Below are 13030 nucleotides of genomic sequence, written 5' to 3'. Positions count from 1 at the left end.
AATAAAAAAGAAAAGGGGGAAAAATCGCAAATTTTATTCCTTTTAAACTTATTTACCATGATCTCGCTACAAAATCTACAAAGCAGCAAAATATTTTTTTAGACTTTTGGTGCATGACTAGGTTAGGTATTTGATAACCTAAGTTACGATACAATAACCCCAGTTTGATTTTGAAAAATGCAGACAAACGTTTGTTATATTATTTGAATGAATAAATAGCTAAAATAGCTGAATATTCTGACTGCCTGAAAAGAGAAAGCAAACCAAAAACCATTATGATTTACATTTCAAACGGTTTAAGGTTCGGGCTTATACCGGACACCAAATAAAAAGCGCCCCAATCTTGAGGGCGCTCATGTTTTTAACTATTGCGTTAAGATTTCTAGTTTGCCACCATTCTTAAAGAGTGAATGCGGAACAAAGTAGCCTTCTTGTGTTTTTCCGTCGACTTTGATCTGGCTGATGGCCCTGCCCTTCTCAGGCTTATTAATGGTGATCCATTTACCGCTACTGGTTCGCCATTTTACCTCATCAAAGAGTGGTGCAGTAACAATGTACTCCGGATCGGTAGCTGAAAAAGGATATAGACCCAGGGCGGTAAATACATACCAGGCCGACATTTCCCCCGCATCATCCATACCAGAAAGTGCAATTCCCTCTTTACCGATACCATATAGATTATTCAAAATATTATCGATTATCTTTTGCGATTTTTCAGGTTTTCCAATAAAGGTATAAGCAAATGGTGCTTCATGATCAGGTTGGTTACCATGACAATACTGTCCGATCATAGTTTCTACATTCCGGGCAATATATTTTGGATTCCAGGGTAAAGTAAAAAGCGAATCCAACTTAGACTCAAATCCTTCAGCACCACCATATAATGCTATCAGGCCCTTCATATCATGTGGTGCATAAAACGAAACCTGCCAGGCATTAGCTTCCCTGTACATATATTCATAATAAGGGTATTCAGAATTGAAGGGCTTAATCCACTCCCCGTTCTCCAGCCTGCCCCTCATAAACCGCGTAGCAGGGTCAAACATATTTTTATAGTTTTTTGATCTTGACATTAAAATGCGATAATTAGCGCTATCACCTAACTTTTTGGCGATTTGGGCGAGCGAATAATCATCATAAGCGTACTCTAAAGTTTTAGAAACACCTGCCTTGGCTTTAGTTTCTACATGAGGATTTTTCACATCAGGATCTGAAATATAGCCTTTCTCTATATACTCCTTGATAAAAGGGCGGGCTCCCCCCTCTACATTGGCATTTCTCAATAAGGTTTTATACGTTCCCCGGATATCGAAATTGTCTATCCCCCTTAAATATGCACCTGCTATTGAAGAAGCACCATGATCGCCATGAAAGAAAGTCGGGATAAAACCTGTCTTGTCTCCCACATCTTTCATCGATTTGATTACATCTAAAGTAACTTCAGGAGTGATTAAGCCCAAAAGTACATCCTTGTTGCGATATGTATCCCATAAAGAAGGTTCGGTATAGTAGTTAAAATTGGATTTAACTACATTCCGCTTCGCATCAGTAAATTCTCCATTTACATCACTACGCAATGCCGGCCATAAAAATGACCGGTATAAACATGAATAAAGCATACCTTTCTGCCTGGCAGTACCGCCTTTTACCTGTATAGTAGAAAGTAAAGCGTCCCATTGTTTTACAGCTTCATTGTGAACCTGAACAAAACTTTTGTCACCCATTTCCTTTTTCAGGTTCTCTTTTGCATTTTCCATGCTCACAAAAGATAATCCTATTTTCAACTCTACAGGGCCTTTGCTCCCATCCTTCAAATGTAAAATGGCATACCCATCCCTTTTACCTGCATCTTTTTGCTCCAGTTCTTCAATATCCGCATTCAGTTCTGCATAAAAATAAATCTTCTCTCCTACATTCTGAACGCCTTTAACAGCATGATCCCCTACCTTTTCAATGCTCCAGGAATTTACCCTGTTATTGGCTTTTGCCAGGTCAAATAAGATTTGCCGGTTGGTATTATCCTTATAATGATACTGATGATAACCACATCTTAATGTAGAGGTCAGTTTTACATTTACCTGGTAATCTTCTAAGTATACCTGATAAAAACCGGGTGATGCACTTTCGTTTTTATGGGAAAACCTGGAACCAAATTTCTTTTTTGGATTAGAAAGCGGGAGAACCGGAATATTACACAGATTCCAATGGCCTTTATTGGTATGGGTAAAACCATAAATCCGATCATCTTCATATTCATATCCAGCTCCGGAGCCGTACTCGGTAATGGGACTTAACTGCACCATGGCATTAGGTAATGAACTTCCTGGAAAAGTTAGTCCCGCCCAGGACCTCCAGTCTTGCGGCAGCTCATAACCCAAAATTTTAGGATCAGTTAATGGTGCTGTCCCCACAAATGGATTAACATATTTGGTGTATACACCTTTGCTTTGGCTCCAGCCAGTGTTTAATCCAAAGATTAAGCAGAATAATGTAAAAACTACAGGTTTAATTTGGTTAGTCATTAATAAATCGATTTAGTGTGTAATTCAAAGATATAAAAATTGAGAACTTACACCTATAGTTTTCGAATTGTAGCCGAAATTTTAGATTTGATCAGTAATGAGGATATTTTTTCTAACCGGGGCTGGCACTTAAAAGGAATCTTTCTAAACTGGAAACAGATTCTTTGCTGGCAGCTTATTCTTGTAGCTTTGCGATCAAATTAACTTATTATATGGCAACAAAACTTACCATTAACAACAATGGTTCTGTGAAAATTGAAGGCGATTTTGAAATCGTAGATAAAAGTGGCAATGAATATGGTTTGCAGGGAAGAACAATTGTTTCAATCTGCAGATGCGGACTATCTAAAAACAAGCCTTTCTGTGATGGTTCACATAATGGTCACTTTGAGCATGAGGCAGTAGCTTTTGATCTGCCTCCTAAAAAAGCTTAAATTATAATGATGCTGAAAGCAGGCTGTATGGTTATAGAGCCTGCTTTCAATAAACTCAAATTACTTCACAAAAATAAGTTCCCTCTTTCTTGAGTTTGGAGTTCAAAGTTTGGAGTTTTGACGCATAGCCCCATAACCCACAACACTCTTTTAGTACTGAGATAACTGGAAGTTTGGAGTTCCGAGTTTGGAGTTTAGACGCATAGTTTTCTACCCACCCACGCGCCCAGACTTAAAACTTACAACCTACAACTTAAAACTTCTAACCGCCCTTCGGAGTTTTGACGCATAGCCCCACAACACACAACCCACAACACTCTTCAAGTACTGAGATAACTGGAAGTTTGGAGTTCTGACGCATAGTTTTCTACCCCCCACGCGCCCAGACTTAAAACTTAAAACCTACAACTTAAAACTTCTAACCGCCCTTCGGAGTTTTGACGCATAGCCCCATAACCCACAACACACAACCCACAACACTCTTCAAGTACTGAGATAACCGGAAGTTTGGAGTTCCGAGTTTGGAGTTCTGACGCATAGTTTTCTACCCACCCCCGCGCCCAGACTTAGAACTTAAAACCTACAACTTAAAACTTCTAACCGGCCTTCGGAGTTTGGAGTTTTGACGCATAGTTTTCTATTCCCCTCGCGCCCAGACTTAAAACTTACAACCTACAACTTAAAACTTCTAACCGCCCTTTGGAGTTCAAAGTTTGGAGTTTAGACGCATAGTTTTCTACCCACCCCCGCGCCCAGACTTAAAACTTACAACCTACAACTTAAAACTTCTAACCGGCCTTCGGAGTTTGGAGTTCTGACGCATAGTTTTCTATTCCCCACGCGCCCAGACTTAAAACTTATAACCTACAACTTAAAACTTCTAACCGCCCTTTGGAGTTCCGGGTTTGGAGTTCTGACGCATAGTTTTCTACCCCCCCGCGCGCCCAGACTTAAAACTTACAACCTACAACTTAAAACTTCTAACCGGCCTTCGGAGTTTGGAGTTCTGACGCATAGTTTTCTACCCACCCCCGCGCCCAGACTTAAAACTTACAACCTACAACTTAAAACTTCTAACCGCCCTTATCCAAAAACAATCCTACTTTTATAAGGTTAAATTATAAATAGCAGACATGAAAAACGAAAATCATTTAGTAAGCATACACAATGCCAAAGCAGTGGTATTGAAATTTATCCAGGCGTTAAATGAAGAAGATTTTGAACTGGCCAGAACGCTGTTAGCTGAGGACATGCACTTCAAAGGAGTAATGGGAGAACGGGATGGTGCAGATGTTTATATTGCAGATATGAAGAAGATGAAGTTGAAATACGATATCCACAAGGTTTTTGCAGATAACAATGAAGTTTGTCTTTGGTATAACATTCAAATGCAGGATCAAGATATACTTTCCAGTGGGTGGTATAAGCTTGAGGAGGAAAAAATAAAATCTTTTCAGGTTATCTTCGACCCCAGACCACTTTTAACCTAGCAAACCTGGCGCATTTTCTTAATCTGAATTTCCTCCCCCGTAGTGAGGGTAAAAATGAATGCTAAATATTGATCTGTTTCCTGAATCAGTATATCTTCAATGATTCCGGATATCCCTTTTTCAAAATCGGCGGCATCGCCAATTTTAAAGGATAACAATGTAGAAGTTGGCGTATCTTGATTGATCATGATTATGCTGATAATTGAGGTATGATTAAGGTAAAACAGGTTTGTGCTTCGCAGGAGGAAATACTTAAAGTGCCATTATGAGCTTTGGCTATTTCCGAAGAAATATACAAACCTAATCCCAATCCTTTTTGGTCAGGCTCAACTTCACCTCTGGAGAAGGGTTGAAACAACCGCTCGATAATTTCCTGAGGAATGGGCCTGCCGGGATTGGAAACTTTTAACACAAAGCCTTCCGGATCACTGTTTGCTGATATTTCTATTAAAGATTCTGCCGGACTATATTTTACTGCATTGGTTAACAAATTACCGAATAACTGTGCAATACGCTTACCATCGGCATATACAGGATGCTTGAAATCATAATTGGCTACCAACCTGCGTTCTGGAGAGATCACCTGTATTTCGGATATTACCTGATCTAATATAGCTTCCAGATCGGGATAATTGGTTCGCGTAAGAGAAATACCACCGCCCAATCGTCCGCTGGCAAAGTCGAGCATATTTTCAATCAATCCCGACATTTTAAAAGCACTATCATGTATAATATTTACCAACCGTTGTCCCCTGTGATCCAAGCCCATTCTGTTCAGTAATTGTGAACTATTGGATATCGCATTCACAGGATTTCTTAAGTCATGCCCTAAAATTGCTATAAATTGCTCCCTTAGCTCGGAAGTTTCTTTCTCCAATTGTAAACGTTCCTCCGTCACTGCTATTTCCTCCAGTGCATCTAAATGAAATGCAATCAGGTCTGCAAACATTTTAAACATCCCAACGGTAGTAGGATTGTTCAGTTTGGCAGGCTTGGGGTCGATAGCGCAAAGTGTTCCAAAGAAATCACCATTTTTTAAGATTATTGGTATCGAAATATAGCTTTGAAAACCATAAGTTAATGGTGTGTGATGATTGGCAAAATATTCATCTTCAGCAACGTGATCAATAATAACCGATTCCCTATGCTCCCTAATTTCGTTGCAAATGGTTGTTTCCAGTTTAAGCTCAGCACCAGGCACCAAACCAAAATTAATATGATCGTGCACAGCACAGGCTACCCATTGTTCGGTAGTTACCCGCGCCACAGCGGCAAAGCCCATACCTGTAGTCTGGCAAATAATTTCCAAAATGTGAGCTACAGCAGGGATTCTGCTTATCGCTTCAATATCGGAACGAATATCTATGTGTGGATTCAACAATCTCTGTTTGGAATAATTTATAAGCAATTTACTAAAATTTTCAGCCGAAATAAAGCAAACGACATTCGGCTATCAATTGTTTTACACTTTTATTAAAATAAGATTAGAAATGTGTGAGTTGGAAAGAGATTGTTACCCCTTTAGTTATTTAATCCGGAAGAATGACACCGCATGAACAAAGCGTTATCTCGATGACTCACTTGTCAGAAAGCACATCACTTAGGAATGCTTTTGATTTCCGATTTGTCTTTTCTCTTCCTTCCTTGCAAAAAATGAAATGTCTGTAGCAAATTTCCATCAATACTATGCTCATTACACAAAAAAGCCGTGGTTTTCACCACGGCTCTCTGTTAACTACTGCTAAGCTTTTAGCAAAGCTGGTTTTTCATTATATACTTTCCAAAGCAGTTCGCCAAACAATGTATTCGACCAGGCAAACCATGCTCTTGTAAACTTAGCCGGGTTATCTTTATTGAATGATTCATGCATGAAACCTTTTCCTGCGTGTGTTTTTCTCAACATTTCAATACAGGTTCTGATTTCGGTATCATCTTTAGAAGTTAAAGCCCGCATGGTAATACTCATCGGCCAGATCATATCCTGCCCGGCATGTGGTCCGCCAATACCTTCTGCAGCTGTTCCTTTAAAGAAATATGGATTATCCTGGGAGAGGGCAAATTTGCGTGTATTCTGGTATATTGGATCTTCAATATTCATGGCTCCTAAATAAGGTAAACTCAACAGGCTGGGCACATTTGAATCGTCCATTAAGTAAGAACTACCAAATCCATCTACTTCAAAAGCATATATCTTCCCGTATTTTGGATGGTTAATAACTGCATATTGCTGAAGGGCTTTTTGAACCTCGTCTGCCAGGCTTAGCAAACTACTTTCGAGGGCACTATCACTTTGTAATGCTTTAATCATTTCTGCAGCCTGTTTTAAACTCGAAACCGCAAAGAAGTTAGATGGCACTAAGAAAGGAAAAATAGTAGCATCATCACTCGGACGGAAAGCCGAACAGATTAAACCTACCGGATTTACTGGAAAACCATAACCGGCCATAGGTAAGCTGTCTGTAGGAAACTGGGTTTCGCGCTGAAAGTGGTAAGGCCCTTTATCAGCTTTGCGCTGCTGCTGTTTAAAAGTAGTTAAAGTAGCTTCAATAGCTTTTTTCCATGCTGCATCGAATGGTGATTTATCACCGGTTTTTTTCCAATAGTGATAAGCTAAACGAATTGGATAGCATAATGAGTCGATTTCCCATTTACGTTCATGAACGCCTGGTTGCATTTCGGTTTTATCTGTTTTCCACTCCCCTACTTTTGCCGGGTCGCCATAAAAAGCATTGGCATAAGGATCTTTTAAAATGCATTTGGTTTGGTGATTAATTACCCCGGCAATTAACTTTTTAAGGGGTTCATCTTCATTAACAAACTGTAAATAGGGCCAAACCTGTGCAGAACTATCGCGTAACCACATTGCATCAATATCGCCGGTAATCACATAGGTATCCGGACGGCCACTTTTTTCTGAATAATAAACGGTAGTATCCAAAGTATTGGGGAAACAGTTTTCGAACAGCCAGCTTAACTCAGGATTTTTCACTTTCGATTGAAAGGTTTTGATTGCCGAATCTACAGCCTTACTTTTGAAATGTCTTTTACTGGCTTCCACCCTTACCACCGGAAAATCTGGAGCTAAGTTTGCCGCAAAGGATAATTTTGATGCAACAAGCCCGGCGCCAAGCAAACCAGTGTTCTGGATAAATGTTCTTCTTTTCATTATGTATGTATTTAGGTTTTCCTTCTTGTATGACTAGTTTTTAACTAAATTGCAGCTTCATTATTAAAATGTAGTTCTTTAGCTCTCCTTTTAATCATTCGCTAACCTCAGTAATATTAGCATTTCTATTGACAATATCTGGTTAGCACTAAGCAAATATTACTAAAATATATTGAACATCAAAATTCAAAAACGCAATATCTACATTCCTAAATCGATTTTCCTTTTCTAAAAAAAGTTCCTCCTCTATCTCAGAAGTACCGTTATGAAATAACAAAGGTACTAAAGCACAAGGCTCAAATCTCCAGCTTTAAAACATTATATTTGTTTTAACAACAGCTCGAATAACCAAATTAAACCGATTGCGATATGGCCATTAATCAATCCTTATCTGCTTCAAAGCGTATGCTTTCCATCGATATTCTTCGTGGATTGGTCATGATCATCATGGCACTTGATCATACCCGTGATTTTTTCCATATCAATGCGATGACCACCGATCCATTAAATCCGCTTACCACTACCGGCGCTTTATTCTTTACCAGATGGATTACTCATTTCTGCGCACCCATATTTGTCTTTCTTTCCGGGTTATCGGCGCATTTAGCTGCCCAGCGCAGAACGCCAATAGAGGCCAGTGCCTTTCTCATTAAAAGAGGTCTATGGTTAGTCCTGATTGAAGTGGTGGTTATTACTTTGGGCTTAACCTTTAACCCTTTTTATAATTTTCTTATTTTACAGGTAATCTGGGCCATTGGCTGGAGCATGGTGTTATTGGGGATCGCTATCCGGTTCTCGTATAAAACCATTCTGGTTACCGGTTTAATACTGGTTTTGGGTCATGACCTTTTCAGCTATATTCCAACCCCCGAATCACAATCGCTAGGTATAATAACCAAAATACTGTTTACAGCCTTCGGAACTGTGGTTCCCCTTTCAAATACACATTTGGTGGGCATATTTTACGCTATTTTACCCTGGACAGGAATTATGTTTATCGGATATGCTGCAGCAGCCTGGTACAGAAAGGGCTATGAACGGGAAAGAAGAACGCGAAACTTAATATTAATTGGTTATTTATGCATTGTGCTTTTTATTGCCCTGCGCTTAATCAATTTATATGGCGACCCAGCACCAAGGGGAGAATATCATGATTTATTTAAAAATGTATTGTCCTTTTTTAATGTAAGTAAATATCCACCTTCTTTGCAGTATACTTGTATGACGCTGGGACCTGCCTTCCTGTTCCTTGCTTACACAGAAAAACTCAGCGGTGCATTTACCCGAATCGTTTCTGCATATGGTGCTGTACCTTTTTTCTACTACGTATTACATTTTTATTTCCTTCACACGCTTTTAGCCGTACTATTTTTTGCTACTGGTTATCATGTAAGAGATATTGTTCAGGTGCCGTTCTGGTTCCGTCCGGTAAGTTTTGGTTTTAACCTGTCTACTGTTTACCTCATTTGGCTGCTTGTAGTCGCTTCACTGTATTTTCCCTGCAAGTGGTTTAAAAAGTACAAAGAAACGCACCAACAGTGGTGGCTGAGCTATGTTTAACCGATGTACTTAAAACTAAAATAGAAAGATACCAGTATCAAGACTCAGTAAATCACCAGGAATGAAAATCCCTTACTATGCGCAGAAACCAGGTTCATTCTTTTTTATGCATGATGAGCTTTTTAGGTTCCAACCTGAAAAACAGGAAAACTTATACCCTCAGCGCTACACTTCACTCCAAAACCGCATTAAGCCTTATTATCAGTAACCTGAATAGATTTTAAAATCGCCATCACATCATCCTCAGCATAACCATTCTTAATGCCATCTGCATAGGCCTGATGCATGGCCTGTGTTAACGGAAAACTTGCTCCTTCTTCAATCGCGAGGCGAACATCCTTCTCCATTAATTTTAATGCAAAGGCTGGCTGGTAATCATCATTAATAATTAAAGGTGTTTTTGATCGGGTTAGTCCACCACCGAGGGCTCCTTCATTTATAATCTCCAGCATATCTGTTCTTGATATACCATTTTGCTCGGCAAATAATACCGTTTCGGCCAGTCCCAGATACATTAATGCTACCAGGTAATTAATAGCCAGTTTAGCTTTGCTGCCTACACCTATATCGCCCAGTAAAAGTGATTTCTTACCCAAAAGTGCAAACAAAGGTTCTGCTTGCTTAAAATCTGATGCCGCTCCACTACAAAGAATAATCAATTGTCCATCGGCTGCAGGCTTGGTGCTTCCAGAAACCGGAGCACTGAGAAAACGACCGCCTGCGTCCTTCAGCATTTTTGCAAGTTCGACAGCGGTATCCGGTTTGATAGTGCTCATATCAATAAATAATTTATCTGTTGCATTAGATAACAAATCTGCATCCTGATAAACGGATTTTACAGCCTGATCATCCGAAAGCATGGTAAAAATAACGTCTGAATGCTGAACCAAGTCGCCAATAGCGCCCGCTACTTCAGCACCCAGCTCTGCCAGGGGCTTGCTCTTCTCTGCATTGCGATTGTATACACTAAGTGCATATCCGCCATTTATCAATCGCTTAGACATGGGATTCCCCATATTACCTAAACCAATCCACCCAATTTTTACGTGTTGCTTTTCCATAGATAACTTATAACATTGATATTTTGATCCGCTAAAATTAGTAAAAGTGCTCTGTATTTTTTAAGAATACATAACACTTTTCAAATAGAGAGATAAGGGGAAGTTTGGAGGCGGCAGTTTGGAGTTTGGAGGCTGGAGTTTGGAGTTTTGATGCATAATCATATAACAAACCACCACCCCAGCCGCCCAGACTTAAAACTTACAACCTACAACTTACAACTCAGTTTGGAGTTTTGACGCATAGCCCTATAACACACAAACCCCCAGTCGCCCAGACTTAAAACTTACAACCTACAACTTACAACTCAGTTTGGAGTTTTGACACATAGTCCCATAACACAAACCCCCAGTCGCCCAGACTTAAAACTTATAACCTACAACTTAAAACTTCTAAATAAACAATTGGGATAATTGCTGTTTATTTTTTAGGTTTAGATGTCATGTAAAAAGTAATTTTTCCCCCATTGGTGATGTCAGTGTGCCTGATCATGTGATTAGTAACCTCCTTACCATTTAGCATTACTTTTTCTACGTAAACATTTTTAGCGCTTTGTTTTAGGGCCTCTACAGTAAATGTTTTCCCATTTTCTAAATGAATTACGGCATTGTTAACCAAAGGACTTCCTAACGAATAAACATCAGATCCGGGGGCTACGGGATAAAAACCCATGGCCGAAAACATATACCAGGCACTCATCTGTCCGCAATCATCATTTCCGCCTAAACCATCGGCTGTTGGCTTGTATTGCATGTTTAAAATGTGGCGTACTTGTGCCTGTGTTTTCCATGGTTGATCTGCCCAGTTATACAGGTAAGCAATATGGTGTGCGGGCTCATTGCCATGAACATATCCACCAATAATACCTTCACGGGTAATATCTTCTGTATGTGCGAAAAATTCATCCGGCAGGTGCATGCTAAACAAAGTATCTAAACGCGAGGCAAACTTTTTCTTACCACCCATGATCTCAATCAGTGCAGCAGGATCCTGAGGAACGAAGAAACTATAATTCCAGCTATTACCTTCAATAAATCCCTGGCCTTCTGTATCTTTAGAATCAAATTTCTCTTTAAACTTGCCATTAGCCAATTTCGGACGCATAAAACCTATCGATTGATCATAATTGTTTTTCCAGTTGTTAGAGCGTTTGATAAACTCATTGTAAACGTCCATACGATTTAACTTCTTGGCCAGCTGTGCTATAGCCCAATCGTCGTAAGAATACTCCAGGTTATTAGAAACCGAAATACCGCTTCGCTCTGCAGGGATATAACCTAAATCCATGTAATAACCTATTCCCTCATAGTCGCGGTGCTTAGCAGTAGTAACACAAGCATCCAACGCTTTATTCGGATCGCCGGTATAAGTACCTTTTATAATTGCATCAGCAATGACCGAAACACTATGATAGCCACTCATACACCAATTATCGTTGGCATAGTGCGACCAGATGGGAAGCATTTTCAAACTGCTTTGATCGTAATGTGCCAGCATAGAAGCCACCATATCATTACTTCTGCCTGGCTGCATGATATTAAAAAACGGATGTAACGCCCGGTAGGTATCCCATAGCGAGAACGTAGTATAATTGGTAAAGCCATCAGCCTTATGCACACCCTGATCTAAACCTTTGTATTCTCCATTTACATCAGTATAAACCGTCGGATTAATAAAAGCATGATAAAGTGCGGTGTAAAAATTGATTTTGTTATCGTTAGAAGTTGTAACCTGAATTTTATTCAGTTCTTTGTTCCAGCTTGCCTGTGCCTGCGCTTTTACTTTTTCAAAATCCCAACCCGAAATCTCGGCTCGCATATTTTGTAAAGCATTTTCCTGGCTCACAGGAGATAATGCAAATTTAATCTTAACCTTCTCTCCTTCCTGTGTATCAAAATCAAAGAACATCTTTAATTTTTTACCTGCAATTTCTGGAAAGTTTTGATCCTGATTGAATTTACCCCAGAAACCCCTGTAAGCTTGTTTTGCATCATAACTCTTTCTACCATAACTTTTAAATGGCTTAGAAAAACTCATGGCAAAATAAACGGTTCTGGTTCTTGCCCATCCATGGGTTTGACGGTAACCAGTTACCAGGGTATCATTTACCACCCGAACATATGTCCAAACTGTTTTTTCATCATAATTATAAATTCCTGCCATTAAATCTAAAATGATGTGCGATTGGTCTGACTTAGGAAAAGTATATTGATGCATCCCTACCCTTGTGGTTGCAGTAAGTTCGGCTAAGATATTATCGTCATCCAGTTTTACTTTATAATATCCTGCTTCTGCTACTTCATTGGCATGAGAAAAGGCAGAGCGGTAACCACTTTTGGTATCACTCGCAGTTCCCGGGTTTAGCTGAAGTTTTCCCTGGGTAGGCATGATGAGAAAATCACCTAAATCCGAGTGGCCGGTTCCACTAAAATGGGTATGACTAAATCCTGTTATGGTCTTATCTTCGTATTTATAACCGGCACAGTATTTATAAACATCGCCGTTATATTTGCCATTTACTTCGTAAGATAAAGTATCAGTTTCCGGACTAAGCTGCACTGCTCCAAAAGGAACCGTAGCACCTGGGTACGTATGGCCCATCTTCTCCGTACCGATAATCGGCTTAACATACTGCACCAATTGCTGTTGCGCTGATGCCACAAAGGCGGGCAGCAAAAGACAAGGCAGGATCATTTTTTTAATCATATCAATTTAAAATTTAGCGTATTATTTGAAGTTTCTAAAGGTAGAAATTTTAACACAAATCTGCTAATTAAGCACGACTAAAACGTTTAATCA

Annotated in this window: 10 protein-coding genes; 4 read left to right on the top strand and 6 right to left on the bottom strand. The window is 39.6% G+C overall.

The window, feature by feature from the left end; translation table 11 throughout:
• Nucleotides 1–365: 365 nt before the first annotated feature.
• The gene (locus tag ACQY77_RS00825; RefSeq protein ID WP_421939888.1) at nucleotides 366–2522 is read right to left on the bottom strand and encodes a GH92 family glycosyl hydrolase; all 2157 of its coding nucleotides are present in this window, start codon (nucleotides 2520–2522) and stop codon (nucleotides 366–368) included.
• Between the two features lie 212 nt (nucleotides 2523–2734).
• Here ACQY77_RS00825 and ACQY77_RS00820 point away from each other — a divergent pair, with 212 nt between their 5' ends.
• Nucleotides 2735–2956 carry a CDGSH iron-sulfur domain-containing protein gene (locus ACQY77_RS00820; protein ID WP_421939889.1) on the top strand — a complete coding sequence of 74 codons (222 nt, stop codon included), beginning with the start codon at nucleotides 2735–2737 and terminating at the stop codon, nucleotides 2954–2956.
• A gap of 1133 nt (nucleotides 2957–4089) precedes the next feature.
• Nucleotides 4090–4446 carry a nuclear transport factor 2 family protein gene (locus tag ACQY77_RS00815; RefSeq protein WP_421939890.1) on the top strand — a complete coding sequence of 119 codons (357 nt, stop codon included), beginning with the start codon at nucleotides 4090–4092 and terminating at the stop codon, nucleotides 4444–4446.
• Here ACQY77_RS00815 and ACQY77_RS00810 read toward each other — a convergent pair.
• The 3 genes from ACQY77_RS00810 to ACQY77_RS00800 all read right to left on the bottom strand — a co-directional run bounded on the left by ACQY77_RS00810 (nucleotide 4443) and on the right by ACQY77_RS00800 (nucleotide 7612).
• Nucleotides 4443–4634: a hypothetical protein gene (locus ACQY77_RS00810; protein WP_421939891.1), complete on the bottom strand. Its 192-nt coding sequence runs from the start codon at nucleotides 4632–4634 to the stop codon at nucleotides 4443–4445. The two genes, ACQY77_RS00815 and ACQY77_RS00810, sit on opposite strands and share 4 nt — an antisense overlap.
• A 2-nt stretch (nucleotides 4635–4636) precedes the next feature.
• Entirely contained in the window at nucleotides 4637–5824 is a 1188-nt protein-coding gene (locus ACQY77_RS00805) for a GAF domain-containing sensor histidine kinase (protein ID WP_421939892.1), read from the bottom strand.
• 363 nt (nucleotides 5825–6187) lie between these two features.
• Nucleotides 6188–7612 (bottom strand): glycoside hydrolase family 125 protein, encoded by a 1425-nt coding sequence (locus ACQY77_RS00800; protein ID WP_421939893.1) that lies wholly within the window; start codon nucleotides 7610–7612, stop codon nucleotides 6188–6190.
• 369 nt (nucleotides 7613–7981) lie between these two features.
• On the opposite strand from ACQY77_RS00800, the gene ACQY77_RS00795 reads away from it, so the two are divergent.
• Together ACQY77_RS00795 and ACQY77_RS00790 are read left to right on the top strand one after the other, a co-directional pair.
• Nucleotides 7982–9172 (top strand): DUF1624 domain-containing protein, encoded by a 1191-nt coding sequence (locus ACQY77_RS00795; RefSeq protein WP_421939894.1) that lies wholly within the window; start codon nucleotides 7982–7984, stop codon nucleotides 9170–9172.
• Nucleotides 9173–9233: 61 nt separating this feature from the next.
• The gene (locus ACQY77_RS00790) at nucleotides 9234–9380 is read left to right on the top strand and encodes a hypothetical protein (RefSeq protein ID WP_421939895.1); all 147 of its coding nucleotides are present in this window, start codon (nucleotides 9234–9236) and stop codon (nucleotides 9378–9380) included.
• On the opposite strand, the gene ACQY77_RS00785 is transcribed toward ACQY77_RS00790, so the two are convergent.
• The gene (locus ACQY77_RS00785) at nucleotides 9361–10233 is read right to left on the bottom strand and encodes an NAD(P)-dependent oxidoreductase (protein WP_421939896.1); all 873 of its coding nucleotides are present in this window, start codon (nucleotides 10231–10233) and stop codon (nucleotides 9361–9363) included. The genes ACQY77_RS00790 and ACQY77_RS00785 overlap by 20 nt on opposite strands.
• 418 nt (nucleotides 10234–10651) lie before the next feature.
• Nucleotides 10652–12937 (bottom strand): GH92 family glycosyl hydrolase, encoded by a 2286-nt coding sequence (locus tag ACQY77_RS00780; RefSeq protein WP_421939897.1) that lies wholly within the window; start codon nucleotides 12935–12937, stop codon nucleotides 10652–10654.
• Between the last annotated feature and the right edge of the window lie 93 nt (nucleotides 12938–13030).

Source organism: Pedobacter sp., from assembly GCF_965279535.1.
Classification (GTDB): domain Bacteria; phylum Bacteroidota; class Bacteroidia; order Sphingobacteriales; family Sphingobacteriaceae; genus Pedobacter.
Note: the sequence above shows the minus strand (reverse complement) of the source record. Positions and strands in the feature narration are given on the sequence as shown.

What these genes read in the sequence shown, in the direction of transcription:
- ACQY77_RS00790 (WP_421939895.1), top strand. Translation starts at nt 9,234, where the DNA reads ATGAAAATCCCTTACTATGCGCAGAAACCAGGTTCATTCTTTTTTATG.
- ACQY77_RS00825 (WP_421939888.1), bottom strand. Translation starts at nt 2,522, where the DNA reads ATGACTAACCAAATTAAACCTGTAGTTTTTACATTATTCTGCTTAATC.
- ACQY77_RS00820 (WP_421939889.1), top strand. Translation starts at nt 2,735, where the DNA reads ATGGCAACAAAACTTACCATTAACAACAATGGTTCTGTGAAAATTGAA.
- ACQY77_RS00810 (WP_421939891.1), bottom strand. Translation starts at nt 4,634, where the DNA reads ATGATCAATCAAGATACGCCAACTTCTACATTGTTATCCTTTAAAATT.
- ACQY77_RS00785 (WP_421939896.1), bottom strand. Translation starts at nt 10,233, where the DNA reads ATGGAAAAGCAACACGTAAAAATTGGGTGGATTGGTTTAGGTAATATG.
- ACQY77_RS00800 (WP_421939893.1), bottom strand. Translation starts at nt 7,612, where the DNA reads ATGAAAAGAAGAACATTTATCCAGAACACTGGTTTGCTTGGCGCCGGG.
- ACQY77_RS00795 (WP_421939894.1), top strand. Translation starts at nt 7,982, where the DNA reads ATGGCCATTAATCAATCCTTATCTGCTTCAAAGCGTATGCTTTCCATC.
- ACQY77_RS00780 (WP_421939897.1), bottom strand. Translation starts at nt 12,937, where the DNA reads ATGATTAAAAAAATGATCCTGCCTTGTCTTTTGCTGCCCGCCTTTGTG.
- ACQY77_RS00815 (WP_421939890.1), top strand. Translation starts at nt 4,090, where the DNA reads ATGAAAAACGAAAATCATTTAGTAAGCATACACAATGCCAAAGCAGTG.